Annotated in this window: 19 protein-coding genes and 1 pseudogene; 16 read left to right on the top strand and 4 right to left on the bottom strand. The window is 35.7% G+C overall.

The annotated features are described in order from the left end of the window. The first annotated feature begins 36 nt into the window (after positions 1 to 36). The 7 genes and pseudogenes from AACL20_RS05795 to AACL20_RS05765 all read left to right on the top strand — a co-directional run. A protein-coding gene (locus AACL20_RS05795) for an IS5 family transposase (protein WP_339051669.1) occupies positions 37 to 857 on the top strand; the annotation gives its coding sequence in 2 pieces (ribosomal slippage) (positions 37 to 424 and positions 424 to 857; 822 coding nt in all). After that, a complete protein-coding gene (locus tag AACL20_RS05790; protein ID WP_339052694.1) occupies positions 858 to 1,778 on the top strand; it encodes an IS256 family transposase in 921 nt (306 codons plus the stop codon). It abuts the gene before it with no gap. Continuing rightward, complete coding sequence (locus AACL20_RS05785) at positions 1,765 to 2,217, top strand: hypothetical protein (protein ID WP_339051991.1); 453 nt, start codon at positions 1,765 to 1,767, stop codon at positions 2,215 to 2,217. Before AACL20_RS05790 ends, AACL20_RS05785 begins: the two co-directional genes overlap by 14 nt. Then, a complete protein-coding gene (locus AACL20_RS05780; RefSeq protein ID WP_339051990.1) occupies positions 2,204 to 3,241 on the top strand; it encodes a hypothetical protein in 1,038 nt (345 codons plus the stop codon). Before AACL20_RS05785 ends, AACL20_RS05780 begins: the two co-directional genes overlap by 14 nt. A 50-nt stretch (positions 3,242 to 3,291) precedes the next feature. Beyond that, complete coding sequence (locus tag AACL20_RS05775) at positions 3,292 to 4,506, top strand: IS256 family transposase (protein WP_339051699.1); 1,215 nt, start codon at positions 3,292 to 3,294, stop codon at positions 4,504 to 4,506. Beyond that, positions 4,493 to 4,960 (top strand): hypothetical protein, encoded by a 468-nt coding sequence (locus AACL20_RS05770; RefSeq protein ID WP_339051989.1) that lies wholly within the window; start codon positions 4,493 to 4,495, stop codon positions 4,958 to 4,960. Before AACL20_RS05775 ends, AACL20_RS05770 begins: the two co-directional genes overlap by 14 nt. A gap of 346 nt (positions 4,961 to 5,306) precedes the next feature. Then, positions 5,307 to 5,429 (top strand): annotated as a pseudogene (locus AACL20_RS05765) (IS30 family transposase); the annotation flags it as partial. Between the two features lie 463 nt (positions 5,430 to 5,892). Here AACL20_RS05765 and AACL20_RS05760 read toward each other — a convergent pair. Together AACL20_RS05760 and AACL20_RS05755 are read right to left on the bottom strand one after the other, a co-directional pair. Further along, entirely contained in the window at positions 5,893 to 7,383 is a 1,491-nt protein-coding gene (locus tag AACL20_RS05760; protein ID WP_339051988.1) for an HlyD family type I secretion periplasmic adaptor subunit, read from the bottom strand. A gap of 239 nt (positions 7,384 to 7,622) precedes the next feature. Further along, positions 7,623 to 9,350 (bottom strand): type I secretion system permease/ATPase, encoded by a 1,728-nt coding sequence (locus AACL20_RS05755; RefSeq protein ID WP_339051987.1) that lies wholly within the window; start codon positions 9,348 to 9,350, stop codon positions 7,623 to 7,625. Between the two features lie 271 nt (positions 9,351 to 9,621). Here AACL20_RS05755 and AACL20_RS05750 point away from each other — a divergent pair, with 271 nt between their 5' ends. Next, positions 9,622 to 12,342 (top strand): hypothetical protein, encoded by a 2,721-nt coding sequence (locus tag AACL20_RS05750; protein WP_339051986.1) that lies wholly within the window; start codon positions 9,622 to 9,624, stop codon positions 12,340 to 12,342. A gap of 247 nt (positions 12,343 to 12,589) precedes the next feature. Here the strand turns inward: AACL20_RS05750 and AACL20_RS05745 are convergent, their stop codons facing one another. Then, positions 12,590 to 12,775, bottom strand: coding sequence for a hypothetical protein (locus AACL20_RS05745; RefSeq protein ID WP_339051985.1), 186 nt, complete (start codon positions 12,773 to 12,775; stop codon positions 12,590 to 12,592). 423 nt (positions 12,776 to 13,198) lie between these two features. Between AACL20_RS05745 and AACL20_RS05740 the strand changes: the two genes are divergently transcribed. The 8 genes from AACL20_RS05740 (at position 13,199) to AACL20_RS05705 (ending at position 22,973) form a co-directional block, all read left to right on the top strand. Further along, on the top strand, positions 13,199 to 16,126 hold the full coding sequence (locus AACL20_RS05740) for a hypothetical protein (RefSeq protein WP_339051984.1): 2,928 nt from the start codon (positions 13,199 to 13,201) through the stop codon (positions 16,124 to 16,126). A gap of 414 nt (positions 16,127 to 16,540) precedes the next feature. Then, positions 16,541 to 17,062 (top strand): ubiquinol-cytochrome c reductase iron-sulfur subunit, encoded by a 522-nt coding sequence (petA, locus tag AACL20_RS05735; protein ID WP_339052693.1) that lies wholly within the window; start codon positions 16,541 to 16,543, stop codon positions 17,060 to 17,062. Between the two features lie 135 nt (positions 17,063 to 17,197). Then, positions 17,198 to 18,361 (top strand): cytochrome b, encoded by a 1,164-nt coding sequence (locus tag AACL20_RS05730; protein ID WP_339052692.1) that lies wholly within the window; start codon positions 17,198 to 17,200, stop codon positions 18,359 to 18,361. Positions 18,362 to 19,495: 1,134 nt separating this feature from the next. Then, the gene (grxD, locus tag AACL20_RS05725) at positions 19,496 to 19,822 is read left to right on the top strand and encodes a Grx4 family monothiol glutaredoxin (RefSeq protein ID WP_339051983.1); all 327 of its coding nucleotides are present in this window, start codon (positions 19,496 to 19,498) and stop codon (positions 19,820 to 19,822) included. A gap of 2 nt (positions 19,823 to 19,824) precedes the next feature. Then, entirely contained in the window at positions 19,825 to 20,406 is a 582-nt protein-coding gene (pth, locus tag AACL20_RS05720) for an aminoacyl-tRNA hydrolase (protein ID WP_339051982.1), read from the top strand. A gap of 136 nt (positions 20,407 to 20,542) precedes the next feature. Further along, a complete protein-coding gene (gene rplQ, locus AACL20_RS05715; protein WP_339041494.1) occupies positions 20,543 to 20,902 on the top strand; it encodes a 50S ribosomal protein L17 in 360 nt (119 codons plus the stop codon). An 873-nt stretch (positions 20,903 to 21,775) separates the two neighbouring features. Continuing rightward, the gene (locus tag AACL20_RS05710; RefSeq protein WP_339051981.1) at positions 21,776 to 22,789 is read left to right on the top strand and encodes a sugar phosphate nucleotidyltransferase; all 1,014 of its coding nucleotides are present in this window, start codon (positions 21,776 to 21,778) and stop codon (positions 22,787 to 22,789) included. A 43-nt stretch (positions 22,790 to 22,832) separates the two neighbouring features. Continuing rightward, positions 22,833 to 22,973, top strand: coding sequence for a hypothetical protein (locus AACL20_RS05705; protein WP_339051980.1), 141 nt, complete (start codon positions 22,833 to 22,835; stop codon positions 22,971 to 22,973). Between the two features lie 22 nt (positions 22,974 to 22,995). Here AACL20_RS05705 and AACL20_RS05700 read toward each other — a convergent pair whose 3' ends face one another. After that, positions 22,996 to 24,105, bottom strand: a complete 1,110-nt coding sequence (locus tag AACL20_RS05700; protein ID WP_339052691.1) for an IS256 family transposase — start codon at positions 24,103 to 24,105, stop codon at positions 22,996 to 22,998. Positions 24,106 to 24,125: the final 20 nt, after the last annotated feature.

Genomic DNA, 24,125 nt, shown 5'->3' with positions numbered 1-24,125 from the left:
AAATTGATTAAAATCCTTGATTTTATCAAGGATAACATGAAGTTTGAAAACATCAAAGATGAATACGCAGAAGAGTTTCGCAGGCTTACTGGCATTAAACGAGGAACGTTTGAAGTTATACTAAGTATATTAAAAGAAGCTGAAGCTATTTTAAAGTCTCAAGGTGGAAAACCCAATAAATTGGCTTTAGAAGATCGATTACTCATGACGCTTGAGTACTTGCGTGAATACAGGACATATTTTCATATTTCCCGCAGTTATGGAATAAGTGAAAGTGCCTGTTATCGTAATATACGTTGGATTGAAGATACTCTAATTAAAGATAAACGATTTTCACTACCTGGACGTAAAGCATTACTAAAAAGCGATTCTGAATACGAACTTGTGTTAATTGATGCTACTGAAACACCGATAGAACGACCTAAAAAAAACAGAAGCACTTTTATTCGGGAAAAAAGAGGCGACATACTCTAAAAACTCAGCTTATTGTGGATAAAAGGAAAAAAGAAATCATTTGCACTAATTTTTCTAATGGCAAGCGTCATGATTTCAGGTTATTTAAAGAATCCGGAGTTCACATCCACCCTGAGATTAAAGTTCTTACAGATACTGGTTATCAAGGCATTGATAAGTTGCATTATAATTCAGAGTTACCAAAGAAAAAGACAAAAAAGCGACCACTAAGCAGGAAAGATAAAAAGAAAAATCGTCAATTGTCTAGTGAACGTGTTTTAAATGAAAACGTCATAGGCATGATCAAACGATTTAAAATTATCGCTGATCGTTATAGGAACAGAAGAAAACGATTCGGTTTAAGGTTTAATTTACTTGCTGGTATCTATAACTTTGAGCTTTAAATAGGTTATGCAAGAGGTCTAATAGATGGTTTAGATCAAAAGATAATATCTCTGTATGCCAAGGGGATGAGTTTGTCTGATATCAAGATCCAATTACAAGAATTATATGGAGCAGAAGTTAGTGAGAGTTTAATTAGTAGGGTTACAGATGATGTAATTGATGAGGTTAGAATTTGGCAGAGTAGACCTCTTGAACCATTATATCCTATAGTATATTTTGATTGTTTAATAGTTAAGGTAAGGCAAGATAAACAGATAATTAATAAATCAGTATATGTTGCGCTGGGTATAGATTTACAGGGCCGGAAAGATATTTTAGGATTATGGATAAGTGAGAATGAAGGATCTAAATTCTGGCTTAGTAATTTTACTGAATTGAAGAATCGAGGATTAAAAGATATATTAATTGCCTGTAGTGATAACCTGACTGGTATGTCTGAAGCTATATGCGCAAGTTATCCCAAAACTGAGCATCAGCTTTGTATAGTACATCAAATTAGAAATAGCCTGAAGTATGTATCATATAAAGACAGAAAATTATTGGCATCAGATTTAAAGCTTATTTATAGCTCTGCTACTGAAGATGAAGCGCATCTTGCCCTAGAATCTTTTGATAAGAAATGGAGTAAACGATATCCACATATAGCAAAATCCTGGTATAATAATTGGGAGAATCTTGTAATATTTCTGCAATATCCAGAGAGTATCCGTAAGATAATTTACACTACAAATGCTATAGAATCGCTGAATAGTCAGTTGAGAAAAGTTACAAGAAATAAGCGTGTTTTCCCAAATGATGATTCGGTATTCAAGGTTTTATACCTAACGATTGATTATATTACCAAAAAATGGACCATGCCTATCTCTAACTGGAATGAAGCTATGGCTCATTTTATAATCAAATTTGATGGGAGATTTTAATGGCTCTAAAAAATTTACACAATCAATGAGAAAGACCCAACAAAGCAATTGCCAACTCGAACAAATGTTTCAGAAACAGTCTAGTGAAAATAGCTTCGCAAACAATACACACTACTCTTTTGCAAGAGCGCACCAAAATTTTGTCAAAACTCAAATAGAATTTACTATTCCTAGTATAAACGATTTACAAAAAATAATAGAAAATGGCCATCATAACGCTATTAACATGCTCGATAAAACGAATGAATTACCTAGCAGGATTTATAATAAAGTTAAAATAGGCGTTTATACAAAAGTTGAGGAAATTTTTATTGATATTACAACTGCTATAAACGATACGATCCACAAAAGACAAACCACTACTCTGATAGAAAATGATGAGGAGTTTCAAGGAAAAAATATTGAGAGAGTGTGGAGCGTGAAAAATGGCAAACAATAAGGAAGATTTTGATTGGGCAGATCTAGAAAGGAATTTTTCGATGAAATCACGTGATTTCAGAAGAAGCTTGGCTTATCTAGCACGCTCTGAAATGAACAATATATTCGAAAATAGAGATCTACGATTAGATAAAAAAGAAAATATTTCATCTTTATCTACTACACGTGAAAATGATGATCGTACTAGACAAAGCAGTTCTTTAGATGACACGGTAAATTATGGAGATCCTGAAATATCATTTTCAAGACAGTCAAGTTCTAGCACTACAGAAGAAGATATAGTGAATATAGGCATAGAGTCTTTTCAAGATAGCCAAAGCAGTAGTTTTTTGGAGCATAGTTTTCAAGAAGATAGTGTGGACTTTCCAATACATCAAATTGAATCCGAAAGTAGTTTTGCACAAAAACCATATGAAAATAGTATCAATCTTTCCAAGGATGAATATAGCAAGCATGCAGCAGCATTGAATGACTCACAGAATTTAGATAGAGACGAAGATTTAATTAAAGCATCAGAATTAGATCATAAATACCAAAATAATAGCGTTGTCATTTCAAAATTTAGCAAATCAATAGAAGAAGTTTTTGATATTGGATTTAAAGAATTTATAGGAGATTTTGGGGAAAAAACCAGAGATTATGCAGAAATCATGATAGATAGTTTAGAGAAAGGAAGAGAGAGTAATATGCAGTCAGCAGAAATGAGTGTGATACAAGTTGTGAGTAGTGTGAAACAAAAAATTTCCGCTGCTGAAAGTAGAGCTACTGCATATGCAGAAGCAGAGGAAAACAACAATTCAAGAAACACAGCATCAAAAACTCTCCATGACGATACAAAGAGCAAAGATCCTAGCATTGTCAACAAGGATGTATCATCGGTTAAAATGCTTGATGAGCCGTTTCCAGTAAGAAGACTTGATTATATTGCAAAAGCTGAAAATGAAAGAGTTCAAAACGCATATAGCAATCTTACATCACAACTTCAAAAGCTTGAAAGCATTGAGTCTTTATCAAAGATTGTGTAAATTATAGTAGAGCCTATATTTGGAATTAATAAAGAATATAGGTAATTAGAATGAAGACAGAAAAGAATAAGAAAATAAATGAAGCGATAGACTTACTGATAGAAGGAGGAGCGGATTTAAAGACAGTACTGAAGCAGGATGGATTGATTAAGGAATTAACGAAGAGTATTTTGGAGAGAGCCTTGCAGGCAGAGATGTCTGAACATTTAGGTTATAACAAATATGATAGGTCTGAAACTGAGAATTGCAGGAATGGCAATTATAATAAGCATTTGATTACTGAGAATGGTAGTATCGAGTTAAATATTCCGCGAGATAGAGAAGGTAAATTTGCACCTGTAATTGTATCCAAGAATCAAACAAGAATAGATGGTTTAGATCAAAAGATAATATCTCTGTATGCCAAGGGGATGAGTTTGTCTGATATCAAGATTCAATTACATGAATTATATGGTGCAGAAGTTAGTGAGAGTTTAATTAGTAGGGTTACAGATGATATAATTGATGAGGTTAGAATTTGGCAGAGTAGACCTCTTGAACCATTATATCCTATAGTATATTTTGATTGTTTAATAGTTAAGGTAAGGCAAGATAAACAGATAATTAATAAATCAGTATATGTTGCGCTGGGTATAGATTTACAGGGCCGGAAAGATATTTTAGGATTATGGATAAGTGAGAATGAAGGATCTAAATTCTGGCTTAGTAATTTTACTGAATTGAAGAATCGAGGATTAAAAGATATATTAATTGCCTGTAGTGATAACCTGACTGGTATGTCTGAAGCTATATGCGCAAGTTATCCCAAAACTGAGCATCAGCTTTGTATAGTACATCAAATTAGAAATAGCCTGAAGTATGTATCATATAAAGACAGAAAATTATTGGCATCAGATTTAAAGCTTATTTATAGCTCTGCTACTGAAGATGAAGCGCATCTTGCCCTAGAATCTTTTGATAAGAAATGGAGTAAACGATATCCACATATAGCAAAATCCTGGTATAATAATTGGGAGAATCTTGTAATATTTCTGCAATATCCAGAGAGTATCCGTAAGATAATTTACACTACAAATGCTATAGAATCGCTGAATAGTCAGTTGAGAAAAGTTACAAGAAATAAGCGTGTTTTCCCAAATGATGATTCGGTATTCAAGGTTTTATACCTAACGATTGATTATATTACCAAAAAATGGACCATGCCTATCTCTAACTGGAATGAAGCTATGGCTCATTTTATAATCAAATTTGATGGGAGATTTTAATGGCTCTAAAAAATTTACACAATCAATGAGAAAGACCCAAAGCATTGCACCAGAATTTGCTAAATCTACTAAAGATAATTATCTAAGAGAAACAAAGCATCATTTTAAAAATACTATCGCTGCTATGCATGGACTTACCTCTAGCATAAAAAGCTTCGTCACAGAAGTTGAGAAAGAAGCAGAAAGAGAGTTTTCTAGCGCAAAAGATAGGTTTCTGCTAACAAGGGGAATAAACACAGACAAAGTGCAATCTCACACCCAAGCCAGCGATATGCAGCATACAGCACAAAACAAAGAGCCGTTATTTAGACGAGCAACAGCACTCAAGGAAAATGATGAACATTCATTGCTGCAACGTCACAAAGACAAGCCTATCAAGATACTAGGAAAATATACGCAAGATATTGCAGACGAAAGAAGCTCACAAGCACCCCATACAAAGGGTAAAAGCTAAAATTTCATTAGTACAAACTATAGCGCAGCCTTCATAAGTCACCTGCGCATACCTTTTTGGCCTGATTTTTAAAGTATTACTTCGTTAATTTCTTCACAAATATATATAATATTTGACTCAGAAATTAGTCCATCCCTTGCATTCTAAAACGAAGTGTAACAATCCAAAAAATGATATAAGAATCATTTAAAAACAAACAAAAAGGATTGTCGTAAAAGCAAATAGTATACCCATCTTAATAAATTAGAAAGAGCAAAAATTTTTCTTTTATCGAAACAATCTGGCTTGAGTGCAAGCCAGATTGCTTCGAGTTTGAAACACTCACATTCTACAGCATGTTTCCTGTAAAACAATTACCTGTGATATGGGATCAGAGTTTGCTCATTATGCAAATATTCAGAAGAAATCTAGCCGTAAATTTTACTTCTGTGATCCATATTCTCCTTGGCAGAAAGGTACTAATGAGAATATATAGCCAACTAACTATAAAGTAATTATAGAGAACAGTTCATCAATTGAGCAATTTTTAGACGAAAATCTAATTAATACGACATCTTTTTAACATTTCCTTTTTCCTTCTTTTATAACTATTTTATAGTTAGTTGGCTATAAACGGAAGGATAAGGCGCTTCTTGCCAAGAAATACTGAAATATCAAAACTTACGCAGGCAGACATTGACTTAATATGTAAAAATCTAAATAATACACCAAGGAAAATTCTTAATTTCAGAAAGCCTAGAGAAGATATTCTCCAGGCTGCACGATAGATTGTCGAACTTCAAATTAGAATGCACGCCCATATAACTTAATAACATATCTCTTATTTATTTCACAAATAATATAACATTATCTTTTATTAATTGATAAGAGATATACTACAGTAAAATTTTTTCATTAGACAAATTACTTTCGCAAGGCAGTACCGTATTTAACTACGCTTCCTTAAACGCTCTATGGAAACTATCAAGTATAGGACTGATTAGATACTGCAGGAATGTTCGAGTACCTTTCACTATAAATACTGTCACAGGCATTCCAGGGTATAACTTTATATCAGAATTTATTCTATGTACTGTTTCCTCTTTTATTTCTATTCTTGCTATATAGTGCGAACGACCGGATTTTTCATCAGTAAATCTGTCTGCTGAAACATATATAACTTCTCCTGCTATTCTAGGTACAAGACGGTTTTTATACGCATTCAACTGAATCTTAGCCTCAAGTCCTACTCTTATGCTTTCAATATCTTGAGGGGCAATCATAGCTTCAACTAAAAGCTTATCATCTTGTGGCACTATATCCATTACTCTTCCACCTGGATTTATAACTCCTCCTATAGTGTGGTACTGTAGACCAGTTATGATACCAGCACTTGGTGCTCTTATGATCCTTCTGGAAAGCACATCCAGTACAGCTTGATACTTCTGTTCTGACTGCAATACTGCAGATCTATTTTCTTTATATTCTTGAGCAAGTTTTTGTCTATACTCCGTCTCAGTACGTATTTTGTTAAGAGCTGATTCTGCGATCTGCTCTTCACACTTTGCAATTGCAGATTTAGTAGTATGTACATTGGCTTCAAGTTCTTGTACCCTGTTTTGAAGTGGTATAACTCTAGATTTTAGCTCAAGTCCCTGATCAAATAATTTTTGTGCTGTTGCAAATTGCTCTTTAACCGATAAAAGCTGTGCATTATATGACCTAAGGTTGGCCTCTCCACCTTTTAAATCTTCCTTAAATTGCACAATCCTGTGATCCATAACCTCCAGCGCAGCCCTTAATGCTTTTTTATTTAATTCGAAGAGTGCAGTCTGTGTTTGTATAAATTGTTGCACTTCTTGTTCGTGTGTGTCTAGAACATCATCAGAAAAATCAATGTTATCATCACCTCTTTCTTCAGCAACCAATCTCTTCTCTACACTTTTGACAAGTCTAAGCTGAGAAAGCAATATGTTTGCCTCAGACTTAGCATGAGTGCTGTTTAATATAATAAGTTCCTGTCCAGCTTGAACAGATTGCCCATCTTCTACAAGTATTTGCTCTATAACTCCACCTTCAAGGTGTTGTATTGTTTTATGGTTACCGCTCACCACTATGCTTCCCTCTGCCATTGCGGCACTATCGAGCGGTGCAAGCCCACTCCATACAATAAAAAATCCAACAGTAATAAGTATAACCAAACCACCAAACAATACAGCTGGTCTTATTTGCTGATGCAGTTCTTCTTCTATCTTATGTTGATACTTCGCTTCTTCTGGTGTGATTGCAAACATAAAAGACTTTGCATCAATGAAAAACTTTTTGATCTCACCCCAATCAATTAACTTTGCTTTCTCAGCCTTAGCTTCAATCACTTGTACATTATCCTCGTGATTTTCTTCTATAGTTTTACTTTCTTGTTCATGAATATTTTTAGATGACATAGCACCACATAATAAAAATTAGTATGACCAGCAAAACGCTGACCAATCTTATATATGAATATATTTCTTTTAATATACCTTTTCTTCAAATGTTTATTCCAGCAGCCAATTGCTTTGTTGCATCCTTTAGCCTTCAAATGGAATGCTTATATACTTCTTGTACACTTGCGCTTCCACGTGCTTTCGTATACTCATTGCACTTGCCTCATTGAAACAAATTTGAAGAAAAAGTCTAATAACTAAGAAGTAACAGACATAAAAGACTGCTGACCCTTTTGCATCTTCTGCATTTCTTCTATAACTTGCTTTCTAGGACCAAACATGACGACTGTACCATCTTTCATAACCATAATTTTATCGACAATACTCAATATAGAAGAACGATGTGAGATAATTGTTGATGTAATCTTTTGTTCTTTCGCATATTCAAGTGCACTTGCCAAAGCAGCTTCACCATAACTATCAAGACTAGCGTTTGGTTCATCTAAAACAAGCATCTTTGGAGAACCAAAGAAAGCTCTAGCAAGCCCTATTCTTTGTTTTTGTCCACCAGATAAAGTAGAGCCATCAAAACCTATTTCTGTATCGTATCCTTTTGGTAGTTGCAAGATCATATCATGAACTCCTGCAAGCTGTGCAGCCATTATCACATCCTCATGATGAGCATTTGGATCCATCCTACCAATATTTTCTCTAATAGTTCCGCTGAATAGCTCTATATCCTGTGGGAGATAACCTATGTTTTTGCCTAGCTCCTGTCTATTCCAATCACGTATACTTGCTCCATCTATTCTCACAGTTCCAATTGTCGGGTGAAGCGCTCCAACTATTAATTTTGCAACCGATGTTTTCCCAGAACCGCTCGCTCCTATTATTGCAAGCATTTCTCCAGCTTCTACTGCTATAGAAACACCTTTAACTATATGTTTTTGAGAACCTGGTGGAGCATAATATACACTCTCCATCTCAATTTTACCTTCTGGCTCTGGAAGAGACATCACTGTATTCATAGCAGAATACTTAGAAAATGCTGTATTTAATCTCTGGTACGCTTTTTTGCAGTTAACGTATCCCTTCCATGAAGTGATCGCAACTTCAAACGGTGCTAGAGCTCTGCTAACTAGAGATGAACTTGCTATAATAGATCCGCTAGAGAATGCTCCTTGTTCTTTTACAAATAGATAAGCACCAAGGCCTGTAACTGCGATCTGAAGTATAAGTCTAATAAATTTTGTAACTTCCGTGAAGACGGCCTGTCTTTTAGTAGCAAGAGACTGCATTCTCTGAACATCATTGTTGATATTCTGCCATGATTTATTGACCTTTGGTAAAAGGCCCATCACTTCTATCACTTCTGCATTACGTGTTACTTGATCAACCTGTCTCATGCTTCTAATAAATGTTTCATTAGTTGCTTCAAGAAGTGGTTTTGTTGCTTTATCACCCATAAGTCCGACTATGATAAGCACAACGCCACCTATCACAGCTAGCATACCTATATAAACGTGTAACATAAACAGCACTATTAAGAATATGATAGCCCAAGGAGTATCAAGAATTGCGACAAGGCCAGGACTTGTTAGATAAGTCTTTACTGTTTGCAGATCACGCATTTGTTGGCTATTAGCGTTTGCTTTAGATTCAAGAGCTGTTCTCACAGAATTTGCAAAAACATCATATGATAGTCTTTTCTCAAACCAGCTGCCCATTTTTGTCATCGCAAAAGAACGTGCTGCCTGAATAAGACTCAGCAAAGCAAGTGCTAGTAAGATCACGAGTGTTAGCATGCTTAGCGTATCAAGATTTCCACTTGAAAGTACTCTATCCAAAACTTGCATTGAATAAAGCGGAGTAGTTAGCATAAGAAGGTTAACTACACACCCACATATTAGTATGTATTTCACCATTACCTTGCAAGCTAATAGATTAGCTCTAAGAGGTGTAATACCATTATTCATTTGTTGCATAATTTGACTTCCGTCCCTCTCTGCTTATTTTTACCTGCTAATTGTACATAATTAATCAATTTCCAAAAACAATAATATTTGAGAAATTATTACAATTCTATGCATATATAGTCAACTTATCACTAAGATATATGCTTCGCTAAATATATATATATATGCGCAAAAAATAAAGCAAAATTTCTGTTGTAGGTTTCTTGTAACATACATACACTCAATAGTTGCGAGAAGCACTAGCTTCGCATTTATTAATCCAAATAGGTGAAGAATTCATATGACTACAAATGTTAATGACATGCAAAATGCGCAGGCACATTTTTTGACTGAGAATCTGGTAGATGAGAGTAAAGAGATTGCAGAAAAGCATACAAGCACAGCAGGAGATTCAGCAAAAGATTCTATTGCTCCGCAGATGGATGTGAATCAAAACAGACTTGAAGTTGCGAGGGATAGTATCGAAGCTGCTTCAGCAATTCTAGGTATTGCTAAGAAAGGTGCTCAGATCGTTCTCGAAATGGCACAAAAAATGGAAGAAACAAGAGCTAAATCTGCAAGCGGTGAGATTAGTGATAAGGAAAGAGTATTGCTGGATCAACACTTTCAATCGTTTAAAGCTCAGTTTGAACGTACAGTTGCAAACACAAAATATGGTGATAAGAACCTTCTTGATGGTTCACTTTCTGCTGGCAGTACAGTTGAAACAAATACAGTTGGCATAGAGCCTGGCGCAACTGCTGAGAGCACAATGTCATATGAAATGCCAAAAGTTGATTTGACAGAGCTTTCATTAAACGCCGTTAAGATTAGGATTGATAAAGGTGCTACTGCTAGAACTCCTCAGTCATTCTTTAAAATGCAAACCGAGACTATATCACTTTCTCTTAAAGATGTTAATCCTGCTCTCATTACTAATGCTGCAGCTTCTGCTATTAAGATTGCAGGCGTAGAATTCAAACTCTTAAATGGGGCGGCTGCTGCACCTACAGCTACAGCATATGAGATAGATATGGCAGGTAAAAGCAGCGCCGTTGACATTGCAAATGCTCTTGCAAATGCGATCAACACTGCTGACAGAGCTACATTGACTGGTCTTGCTGGTGTTGAAGCGTCAGTAAATAATGAGGTCTTGAATATAAAACAAGTTGTCAACTCTGCTGCAGACGGCGGTACCGCTCCAACATTTGACGTTGAGATGACAAGTGTTGTTGCTACTGAGCTTGGTGCTAACCTTGTATCTAGTGTGACACAAGGTGGTACTCCTATGAACTATACTCCTGTTGGTGGAACTGCAGCTAAATTTACAACACGTCAAATAATAGACGGAGATGAATACTTTGTTGTTGGTGGTGATGTCGGGCAGGTAGACGGCACAGGACGCCAAAGTGCAGCAAACGACATTGCAAACTTAATACAGAATGCTAATGGCTCTACTATAGTTAAATCACAGCTAACAAGAGATTTACTTGGAGCTCTTTCTGCGACTGTGTCATTTACTCCTGAAACAGTAGCTACTGCTGATGACAGCGCTGTTAAGACTGAATCTAGTGTATTCTCTTCTGATGCAAAAGTAGGTTCTTTAGGCCTCAGCAACACAAGCGCTGGTGGAAGTATTAGTACCAACGCTATATTGCAGGGTCTTGGCACGTCTATCGCAGACTCAGGTTTTGTAGACATTTCTAAAGATCTGTTGGTGGATGGAACTGAGATAAAAATTGGTGGCCGCACTTATGTGCTCAAGGAAAATATATCTGGCTTGCAAAATGCAATCCAAGTTAAAAAACTTGATCCACTTCAAACACTGAATAACATAGCTACCTTCTTAAATACTCAAGCCGATCCATCTGTTGCTAACTTCAATTTTGAAGTCAGTGGTGACAGAACAAAAGATATAAGCCAGCTGCGTTTCTTCGCAAGAGTCCCTGATGATGCTGTGAATTCTGTACAGATGAGCATTAGTAACAAAAGCGTTACAAACAAAGCGCTTCTCACTCTTTCAGGTGGGGATGCTGGTGGTATAGATACAGCTAAAGTTACGAACAATCCAAGCTTCGTTGGTAGAGTTCAAGGCTTTACTGTGACTTCTGTTACAAATAACGAAGTCAAACTACAACTTTCTGTCGGTGGCATTAAATATGAAGGCTTAATTAAAGATACTACACTTCCAAAAGATACACGTGTTATCATGCAGTCTAGTGAAGGTGGTAGCTTTTCAATTAACTTGAAAGCCGGCAAAGGAATGGTAGTTGAGTCTAACAATAAAGAAGCAGAAGCTGCTTTTGCTAAGAAGTTTGATGAAGCATTCTCTCAGGTTAAATTTTATCAAGCGAGAGAAATTGATAGCCTTAAGCCTGCTGAAGGATCTTTGGTTGATAGGACAATTGCTGAGTTTATAGCTGCTGATTACAAAAAAGGTGCTGATATAGAAAAAATAGAGGTAATCGGTTCTGAGAAGACCGGTAAAGCTTCTATCGTGCTCAGTTTGAAAGATGGACGTAAATATCATAGCGAAGATTTTGGTAACAGCATAGGGGAGTCTCAGAAAATTGACTTAATTAAATTTGAAGATCCAATCGAAGGTCAAAACGTTGATTCTAATGAGAAGATCTCTATGCGCTTCGGCCGCAGTGTGGACTTCCCATATGCTACGAAGCAATTCCAAGCTGATTTAATAGCTGCGTTCAAAGCTACTAGCTCGCCTCTTCAATTCCAAGCTGGAACAGAGATTGGTGATAAAATCAGTGCTAGTATTTCAGGCTTTGATTATTCCAAGCTGTTTGCTGACAAAGACTTTAATGTTCAAACAGCTGTAAACGCTGAAAGGCTTGCGGAAGTTATGGATGAAATTATAGCAAAAGCAATCACTGTAAACGCTGAGATTGGTGCTGCTATGAATAAATTCAATTATGATCCAGCAGTAGATTTTCTAGGTCTCAACAGCACTTTATTCTCTACAGATCACGTATTCGCTGTCGCTGACGATTGGCATTTGATTTAGGTTCAAGAGCTGTTCTTACAGAATTTGCAAATACGTCATAAGACAACCTTTTCTAAAAACCAGCTGCTCATTTTTTGTCATTGCGAAGGAATATGCAGCTTGGATAAGACTCAGAGCAGGGCAAGCGCTTATAATTTTACTAGCGCTTGCCTTGCCTGAGTCTGTCCGTCAACAATTTATTTGCACAGCAGATCAATTGTTGCGGAATAATTAAATGTACAAAAATTAGCCCAGAACCTCTGCCAAGCTAATTTTTGTAATTTGTCCTATACTTAGAAAATACTACTTCAGCACTGCTGGTAGAGTCTGACACAATCCATAAGGTTTTTAGCAATTTTGTCACTTTTTCTGCTGTATCAGCATTACTTACAGCTAGTATTAAATCATCCAGTTTTTTTAGAGTGCTGACGCATTCGACTATCAAGGTCTCCACTTGATAAGCACCTATCCAAGACATGCCATGAATAAAGCAGCGTAGTTAACATGAGAGGGTTAACTATACACTAATAGTATGCATTTTCACTATTACCTTTTGCTCCAGTAGGTTAGCTATTAGAGGTGTAATACCATTATTCATTTGTTGCATAATTTGACTTCCGTCCCTCTCTGCTTATTTTTACCTGCTAATTGTACATAATTAATCAATTTCCAAAAACAATAATATTTGAGAAATTATTACAATTCTATGCATATATAGCCAACTTATCACTAAGTGACATATGCTTCGCTAAATATGTATATATGCGCAGAAAATAAAGCAAAATTTCTGTTGCAAGTTGCTTGCAATGTACCTACACTCAATAGTTGTAAGAAGCAGTAGCTTCGCATTATTAATCCAAATAGGTGAAGAATTCATATGACTATAAACATTAATGGTCTGCAAAGTCCACAGTCACGTTTTTTGACTGGGAATCTGGCAGATGAGCGTAAAGACATTAGTATGAGGCTGATTACTGGAAAGCGCGCAAGTCCAGCGGAAGATCCAGCAAAAGATTCTCTTGCATCACAAATGGACGTGAATCAGAGTAGGCTTAAAGTTGCGAGGGACAGTATCGACGCTGGTTCAGCAATTCTAGGTATTGCTGAGAAAGGTGCTCAGATCGTTCTCGAAATGGCACAAAAAATGGAAGAAACAAGAGCTAAATCTGCAAGCGGTGAGATTAGTGATAAGGAAAGAGTATTGCTGGATCAACACTTTCAATCGTTTAAAGCTCAGTTTGAACGTACAGTTGCAAACACAAAATATGGTGATAAGAACCTTCTTGATGGTTCACTTTCTGCTGGCAGTACAGTTGAAACGAATACAGTTGGTATAGAGCCTGGCGCAACTGCTGAGAGCACAATGTCATATGAAATGCCAAAAGTTAATTTGACAGAGCTTTCATTGAACGGTGTTAAGATCAGGATTGATAAAGCTGCTACTGCTGGAACTCCTCAGTCATTCTTTAAACAACAAACCGAAACTATATCACTTTCTTTAAAGGATGTTGCGCCTAATCTCATTACTGCAACTGCAGCTTCTGCTATTAAGATTGCAGGCGTAGAATTCAAACTCTTAAATGGCGCGGCTGCTACACCTACAGCTACAGCATATGAGATAGATATGGCAGGTAAAAGCAGTGCCGTTGATATTGCAAATGCTCTTGCAAATGCGATCAACACTGCTGACAGAGCTACATTGACTGGTCTTGCTGGTGTTGAAGCATCAGTAAGCGGTGGTGTTTTAAGCATTAAACAAGTTGTAAACTCTGCTGCAGACGGCGGTACCGCTCCAACATTTGACGTTGAGATGACAAGTGTTGTTGCTACTGAGCTTGGTGCTAACCTTGTATCTAGTGTGACACAAGGTGGTACTCCTATGAACTATACTCCTGTTGGTGGAACTGCAGCTAAATTTACAACACGTCAAATAATAGACGGAGATGAATACTTTGTTGTTGGCGGTGATGTTGCGCAGGTAGACGGGAAAGGACGCGAAAGTGCAGCAAACGACATTGCAAACTTAATACAGAAGGCTAATGGCTCTACTATAGTTAAATCACAGCTAACAAGAGATTTACTTGGAGCTCTTTCTGCAACTGTGTCATTTATTCCTGAAACAGTAGCTGCTGCTGATGACAGCGTAACTACAATGAAGCTTTCTTCAAAGATGTCTGGCATCGCTGGAGCTTTCTCTTTGATTGAGCGCAGTCCTGGCAGCGCTGTTAAGACTGAATCTAGTGTATTCTCTTCTGATGCAAAAGTAGGTTCTTTAGGCCTCAGCAACACAAGCGCTGGTGGAAGTATTAGTACCGACGCTATATTGCAGGGTCTTGGCACATCTATCGCAGACTCAGGTTTTGTTGATATTTCTAAAGATCTGTTGGTGGATGGAACTGAGATAAAAATTGGTGGCCGCACTTATGTGCTCAAGGAAAATATATCTGGCTTGCAAAATGCAATCCAAGTTAAAAAACTTGATCCACTTCAAACACTGAATAACATAGCTACCTTCTTAAATACTCAAGCTGATCCATCTGTTGCTAACTTCAATTACGAAGTCAATGGTGACAAAACAAAAGATATAAGTCAGCTGCGTTTCTTCGCAAGAGTCCCTGATGATGCTGTGAATTCTGTACAGATGAGCATTAGTAACAAAAGCGTTACAAACAAAGCGCTTCTCACTCTTTCAGGTGGGGATGCTGGTGGTATAGATACAGCTAAAGTTACGAACAATCCAAGCTTCGTTGGTAGAGTTCAAGGCTTTACTGTGACTTCTGTTACAAATAACGAAGTCAAACTACAACTTTCTGTCGGTGGCATTAAATATGAAGGCTTAATTAAAGATACTACACTTCCAAAAGATACACGTGTTATCATGCAGTCTAGTGAAGGTGGTAGCTTTTCAATTAACTTGAAAGCCGGCAAAGGAATGGTAGTTGAGTCTAACAATAAAGAAGCAGAAGCTGCTTTTGCTAAGAAGTTTGATGAAGCATTCTCTCAGGTTAAATTTTATCAAGCGAGAGAAATTGATAGCTTTAAGCCTGCTGAAGGATCTTTGGTTGATAGGACAATTGCTGAGTTTATAGCTGCTGATTACAAAAAAGGTGCTGATATAGAAAAAATAGAGGTCACAGGTTCTGATAAAACTGGCAAAGCTTCTATCGTGCTCAGTTTGAAAGATGGACGTAAATATCGTAGCGTTGATTTTGGTAACAGCATAGAGGAGTCTGAGAAAATCGACTTAATTAAATTTCAAGATCCAATCGAGGGTCAAAACGTTGATTCTAATGAGAAGATCTCTATGCGCTTTGGCCGCAGTGTGAACTTAACAGATCCACATGCTACAAAGCAATTCCAAGCTGATCTAATAGCTGCGTTTAAAGCTACTAGCTCGCCTCTTCAATTCCAAGCTGGAACAGAGATTAGCGATAAGATTAGTGTTAGCATTTCAGGCTTTGATGATAGCTATAACAAAATGTTTGCTGACAAAGACTTTAATGTTCAAACAGCTGCAAACGCTGAAAGGCTTGCGGAAGTTATGGACGAAATTATAGCAAAAGCAATCACTGTAAACGCTGAGATTGGTGCTGCTATGAACTCATTCCAGCAAGTTGCTAAGTCTCTCCAAGCGCAGACTCTTGGATTAATTCCAATCAGCGACGTTCTTGGTAAAGTAGACATGCTAGAACAATTAGCTGCTTTCAATCAAAATAGTACACAGATGGATATCGCTGTTAATTCTATGGCTGAAACAGATCGTTATTCTAGAACGCTCATGCAAAGACTATTCACATTCCAATAATCTAAGCCTACTTAGAAAATTGGAACAATTAAGAAAGGCACCAAAGCTAAACACTTTGGTGCCTTTTTGCTATATATACTGCATATCATTCTCATAGCTTTTTTGAACACTAACTTTGTCTGCGTGAAAGTTAAAAGCAACTCTTCATTTATCAGATATTATATGTATGGTATTCTAGCTTCTAGAAAGAGTGGGATTTTAGAGCTTAGTAAAAGTTTTGCAACTTACTCAAGTAGAATAAGAATGCTACTGCTTAAAGCGTTATTATTTTAATGAACATTATTTCTTTTGTTTGCAGTATTCTGTTATTTTGACATAATATAGTCTACAAGCTTTATATTAAAATGAATCATTTTAGATATGTCTGATTTAGCTAAAACATCTGCAGGTATGAGCTCAGGTCATCAAGAGCAGATGCAAGAAAGTGAATCTGGTACGACACGTAGAGATTTTGTAGTGATGGCTGCAACTGCAGTTGGTTGTGCTGGAGCTGCTGCAGCTACCGTTCCGTTTATCAGATCTATGAGCCCTGATGCTGGAGTGCTTGCGCTTAGCAGCGTAGAAGTAGATGTTTCGAATATGATACCTGGAGAAATGAAAACTGTTATGTGGTCCGGCCGCCCAGTTTTTATATTCAGAAGAACTGAGGAGGCAATAAAAGAAGCAAGGGATGTTGATATTAATACTTTAAAAGATCCTCAATTAGATGAGGATAGAGTAATAAAAGGGAACGATGAGTGGCTGATAGTCGTTGGTATCTGCACACACCTTGGCTGCGTCCCAGTAGGGCATAAGGGAGATTATGATGGTTGGTTTTGTCCTTGCCATGGTTCTCAATATGATACTTCAGGTAGAATAAGAAAGGGGCCTGCGCCTTCAAACTTAGAAGTGCCAAAATATGAATTTATTAGTAAGACGAAAATCAAGATAGGATGATAGGTATTATTGTTTATGGATACTGCACTAGTAAAGGATCACAATCAGAAAGAGTTGCATGACTGCGAGGAAAAATCTCAAGTTGCTGATTTGAGACATGGTTACAAAGGGTTGATCGGTTGGATAGAGGAAAGAATGCCTATTTTTTCTTTTATACAGCATCTAAAGGATTATAGAACGCCTAAAAATCTTAACTATGCCTGGAATTTTGGCTCCATGGCAATGATTATATTAATTCTACAAATAGCGACAGGTTTATTTCTTGCGATGCAATATACGCCGAACGTGAATTTAGCGTTCGATAGTGTAGAAAATATAATGCGTAATGTAAATTATGGGTGGCTACTCAGATATATGCATGCAGTTGGAGCTTCTATGTTTTTTGCTGTCGTATATTTGCATATAGCAAGAGGGCTTTATTACGGATCATATCAGTCACCTAGAGAGCTTTTATGGTTCTTTGGGTTGATAATTTTTGTTGTGATGATGGCAACGGCATTCATGGGTTATGTACTTCCTTGGGGACAAATGAGCTTTTGGGGCGCTAAGGTTATCACTAGTCTGTTTTCTGCTATACCATTTGTTGGAGATGATATAGTAGTGTGGCTTTGGGGCGGATTTTCAGTAGACAATCCTACGTTAAATAGGTTTTTTGCATTACACTTTTTGCTTCCTTTTGTAATAGTTGCTCTTGTTGCAATACATATCATAGCCCTGCATATACATGGCTCTAATAATCCAACTGGAGTAGATGTAAAAACAAAAAAGGATACAATACCATTTCATCCATATTATACTGTGAAGGATTGTTTTGGATTTGGAGTTCTCTTCTTAGTCTTTTTTTCATTTGTTTTCTTTAGTCCAAATAGTCTTGGACATACAGACAATTATATAGAGGCAAACCCTCTCTCTACACCGCTGCATATAGTACCGGAGTGGTACTTTTTACCGTTTTATGCTATACTGAGATCTGTTCCAGATAAATTAGGTGGCGTAATTGCAATGTTTGGAGCAATTTTCATTCTTTTTGCACTGCCTTGGCTTGATGGATCCAGAGTTAGAAGCGCAAATTATAGACCTATTTTTAGACTGTTCACAATTTTATTTATCATTGCATTTATAATTCTTGGTTATATTGGAGGAAAACCGCCTGAAGACCCATACATCACAATTGGTCAATGTTGTACAGCATGGTATTTTCTTCATTTGTTAGTCATTTTGCCTATAGTATCAAGAAAGGAGAAGACACTGACAGAACCAAATTCCATAGATGAACATATGAAGAAAAGTAAGTGCTGATATTTTTATGATATTTATAGGTATCAAGAAGAATATAAAAATTTAGCTCCATGGTAGTTTGAGAGTCTGTACCTAAAAAAATTGATTTGCCGCACAAATAAATTTTTTAGGGACAGTTCAATATACAAAAATTAAAATGTTTGCGCATATATGCTATCATTTTAGTGAGTTGCTATAATTTGTTCAATACTTACAAATACTACTTATGTCTTTATTAGCCGCCGCCTAGCAAAGCCCATAAGGTTTTTAGCAATTTTGCCACTTTTTCTGCTAGACTTTCGGTATATCATAATCGCTTGCAACCAACATAAATACTGCGCTTAAAGGTCATTCTTGGCTCAATTTATGCACATATTTAGACTAGTTATCAATTAATAAAATAATTAGCAACTCACATTATTTAGTTTGATAGAAAAGTACAATATTTGTTCCAATCATCTATCACTAGACTTTTTTCAGAATTATGCTATCTTTGGCTGAGGTTTTTTGTATAGGATTTAGCAGATATATTGTATATACTCATAGTACTTTTCAAAATTGGTGCTTTTAAAATGCTCATTATTATATTTCTACATCACACTCTTCCTAGCTCTTTTTGAAGTCTAACTTCGTATATGGCACTGCTTGTGAAAAAGTGTCAGCGCAAGGGTTTTGAGCGTGATTTTTGGGGATATAAATTAATTTCTGCACTAAAAACAATAAATGCCAACTCTTTATTGACCTGAGGTATATCTTGTAAATCGCATGCAGAACATGAATAAGCAAGTATTGTTGATGATATGTGATACTTGACATAATACCTGTATTGCTACCTCCTTTGGTAGGATAAGTAATTCACTTGGAGAAAATTGATCGAATCTGACCATACTTGCAGTTCATAAGCGTTTGAAGAAGTTTATTCTAACAAAACTTGAATTTCATGATGCATTACCTAGTTTTGCTTAAATATTATGTGACTTTATAAAAGATAAGTGAAACATTACACTGTCAGCCGCATTCTTGCGGCTTAGGCCACTTTCTATTATTTTTCGCCAAGTTCTTATTTGCTTTATATGTTCACGTTTAGCAATTAGCTGTAACGTGATCATTTCTATATATTCTTTTATTTTCATATAATTTATTTATTTTTATAAAATGTCTATTCACGATTACATAAGAAATGAGATAGAGTCAAATGATGTAGTTTTATTTATGAAAGGGTCTGCAAGCCAGCCTGCTTGTGGTTTTTCATCTGCTGTTGTAAGGTTGCTGAATAAATTAAATATAAAGTTTAAAGACATTGATGTAATGACCAGCAGTGAGCTAAGAGAAGGTGTGAAGACATTTGCTAATTGGCCTACAATTCCTCAGCTCTATATTAAAGGGCAGTTTATAGGTGGTTGTGATATAGTACGTCAAATGTATGCAGATGGTGAGTTGCTGCAATTGTTTCGAGCAAATGGTATAGAATTTTCTGAGTAGAAATGTTTGATTTAGTTGTAGGTCTCGGCAACCCTGGCTCAGGTTATGCAACGACGCGACATAATATAGGTTTTATGATAGTGGATGCTATGCATAACGAATATGGAGTGCAAGGTTGGAAAAAAAAATTTAACAGTGAGATTGCAAAAATTACTGTTGAGGATAAACACTTGATGCTAGCAAAGCCCATGGCTTACATGAATAACTCAGGAGATGCAGTTGCGGCTATCATGCGATTTTATAAAATTGCTATAAGTCGTGTACTTGTGATTCATGATGATTTAGACTTGGACTTCTCGCGAATAAAGTTCAAAGTAGGTGGTGGTAGTGGTGGTCACAATGGTATAAAATCTATAGATAAAATATGCGGTAATGGATATGGACGTTTGAGATTTGGAGTATCAAAACCTAGTTATGCAGATGCATCTTCACACGTACTTTCTGGATTTAGTGCGGAGGAAGTGTATATTTTATCTCAGTCTGTGGAGAATATTGTGCGTAACATTGATTTTCTGTTATCAGGACGTTCTGATTCATTCATGAACTTGTACGTTGCTAAAAAATTTGGTGTGGATTTAAAGTAGTTTCTTGACAGCTTCGAATAGATAATCTAAATTCTTCTTGGTGTTATCGCTTTGAGGTGGGCTACTGTATTTCGTTTGCTTTATACCTTTCTGTTTGTGTAATATTAGATTTTAAGAATGAGTTATTGGGTTTTATATGTATCACGGGAGAAGACAGCGTAAGTTTAGTCGTTATAGTGCGCACAGAAAGTCTATGTTGATGAATCTTTCTAGGTCTTTGATTGAGCATGAGCAAATTATGACAACATTGCCTAAAGCTAAAGATATGAGGCCTGTTGTGGAAAAAATTATAACACTTGCGAAAAAAAACAATCTACATGCAAGACGTAGAGCTATGGCGTTCTTTGGAAATAGTGGAGCTCCCATAGTTGCCAAATTATTCAGTGAACTTGCATCTCGTTATAAAGATAGAAATGGTGGGTATACTAGAATCTTGAAAGCTGGTTTTAGGCAGGGTGACTGCGCACCTGTAGCTTATATTTCTTTATTGCCATAACTTTCATTTTATTATTTTAATACTTCTTCACGTATAGCCAGCTTTGCTGGCTTTTTTGTTTTATATGTATTCAGTAGATATACTCTAAAAAATCACGCCCTTAAAATCCGTGTTCGTGCACTTATGAAGGTAGCATCTAATAATCTGAGTGTATTGCAGATTTTTTCAGTAATACAAAGGGGTGCATATATCCACTTTAGTAGCGGCTACAACATATCTAACCTGCACAAATCGTTATTTTATATTTTTGAAAACTTTAGGAAAGGTTGTTCCTGACTCAATTTTTGTGCATATCTGAACAAGTTGCTAATTATAAAATAATTGGCAACTCACATTATAATAAAATAGCAACTCTTTATTTATCAGAGATATATTATAGCTTTATATTTTATCGCATTAGGAAAAATCTATCGCAATAATTCATATATATGAAATTATATGCGACTTCATTTATCAAGTTCTAAGATTTCAATATCTAATTAGCAAATTGTTAATCTAAGCATGTAATTATTTGTATATGAGGGGGCGATTTTGTAAAAATTATTTATGAAATGGTGATTTTTTGATGTACTCTCGCACAAGATGCATTTGTTATATGCATTTTTATAATTTTTAGCGGAGTAATGTTGATAAAATAATTAGCTATAGTACGAAATTTATATTCGTTTGGGTGTTTTATGTGACTTATATATAAGAGTATAATGCATATATAAGAATTCAAGTTTACGTCCTATAAGCAATTTGAATGAAATATTTGTGTTAAATATGAATTAATATGTCTTTAAAAACATGTGATTTGATAATTAATGCACCGTATTTCAATACAATTACACTTCGCATGGAGTATTTCAAAAACTTTGGGAAGGGAATTTTATGTTGAAATTGCAAAGTGATATTGCCTCGTCTAAAGAGGTGGTGCCAGTGATTCTATGTGGTGGAGTAGGAAAACGTGTGTGGCCACTTTCATCTGACAAAATGCCAAAGCAATTCCTCAAAATTGAAAGTGAACATTCTTCGTTACAGGAGACTATAAAACGTTTTACTTCAAACTGTTTTAAAAAACCAATAATAATGACTGCACTTCAATATGAAACATTTGTGGAACAAGATTTATTGGAGCTGGAAGTTGATTATGAAATAATATTTTTGGAAGAGAATCAGAGAAATACTGCTATGCCTAGCATTCTAGCAGCGCTATATATTGAGCTTATTTATGGAGACGCGTTAATGTTGATTGCGCCATCTGATCACTATATATCGCCAAATTTTGCGATGAATAGTGTGATTGAACAGGCCATCTCATTTACAGAAGATAGTATCGTGATATTCGGAATCAAGCCAAATAGTCCAAGTACAGAATATGGCTATATAAGAGTAGGAAATATCATAAAGCATGATATAGCATATGAAGTAAAATCATTTAAAGAAAAGCCAGATATCGAGTCTGCAATATCATATATTCAGTCAGGGGAGTATTTTTGGAATTCTGGATATTTTTTAGTTAAAGCAAGTAAATATTTATCAGTAATTTATGATCTTGAGCCGGAAATATTACGGTATTGTAAAGAAGTATTTGCAGATAAGGTAAAGAACAAAATATATAATTTACGTGCCATAAATACAGAGTATGTTAAGTCTAGTATTAATAGATTGCAGAGAATGAATGTTGCATATGAAAATATAGAATGCTTAGGAACTGCAAGCAATAAGTCGATAGATGAGATTCTCAGTAAATCTAGGTGTGAATTAATGACAATGGTTGAGTTAAAAGAAATAGAGTGGGCAGATTTAGGCTCTTGGAAGTCTCGTTTTGAAGTTAGTAAGAAAGATGCAAAAAATAATTTTATAGCTGGTAAGAGTCTTTATCAAAGATTGTGTAAATTATAGTAGAGCCTATATTTGGAATTAATAAAGAATATAGGTAATTAGAATGAAGACAGAAAAGAATAAGAAAATAAATGAAGCGATAGATTTACTGATAGAAGGAGGAGCGGATTTAAAGACAGTACTGAAGCAGGATGGATTGATTAAGGAATTAACGAAGAGTATTTTGGAGGGTCTTTCTCATTGATTGTGTAAATTTTTTAGAGCCATTAAAATCTCCCATCAAATTTGATTATAAAATGAGCCATAGCTTCATTCCAGTTAGAGATAGGCATGGTCCATTTTTTGGTAATATAATCAATCGTTAGGTATAAAACCTTGAATACCGAATCATCATTTGGGAAAACACGCTTATTTCTTGTAACTTTTCTCAACTGACTATTCAGCGATTCTATAGCATTTGTAGTGTAAATTATCTTACGGATACTCTCTGGATATTGCAGAAATATTACAAGATTCTCCCAATTATTATACCAGGATTTTGCTATATGTGGATATCGTTTACTCCATTTCTTATCAAAAGATTCTAGGGCAAGATGCGCTTCATCTTCAGTAGCAGAGCTATAAATAAGCTTTAAATCTGATGCCAATAATTTTCTGTCTTTATATGATACATACTTCAGGCTATTTCTAATTTGATGTACTATACAAAGCTGATGCTCAGTTTTGGGATAACTTGCGCATATAGCTTCAGACATACCAGTCAGGTTATCACTACAGGCAATTAATATATCTTTTAATCCTCGATTCTTCAATTCAGTAAAATTACTAAGCCAGAATTTAGATCCTTCATTCTCACTTATCCATAATCCTAAAATATCTTTCCGGCCCTGTAAATCTATACCCAGCGCAACATATACTGATTTATTAATTATCTGTTTATCTTGCCTTACCTTAACTATTAAACAATCAAAATATACTATAGGATATAATGGTTCAAGAGGTCTACTCTGCCAAATTCTAACCTCATCAATTACATCATCTGTAACCCTACTAATTAAACTCTCACTAACTTCTGCTCCATATAATTCTTGTAATTGGATCTTGATATCAGACAAACTCATCCCCTTGGCATACAGAGATATTATCTTTTGATCTAAACCATCTATTCTTGTTTGATTCTTGGAGACAATTACAGGTGCAAATTTACCTTCTCTATCTCGCGGAATATTTAACTCGATACTGCCATTCTCAGTAATCAAATTCTTATTATAATGACCATTCCTGCAATTCTCAGTTTCAGACCTATCATATTTGTTATAACCTAAGTGTTCAGACGAGTCTTTATCAAAGATTGTGTAAATTATAGTAGAGCCTATATTTGGAATTAATAAAGAAT

Source organism: Candidatus Lariskella endosymbiont of Epinotia ramella (assembly GCF_964019805.1).
GTDB lineage: Bacteria > Pseudomonadota > Alphaproteobacteria > Rickettsiales > Midichloriaceae > Lariskella.
Note: the sequence above shows the minus strand (reverse complement) of the source record. Positions and strands in the feature narration are given on the sequence as shown.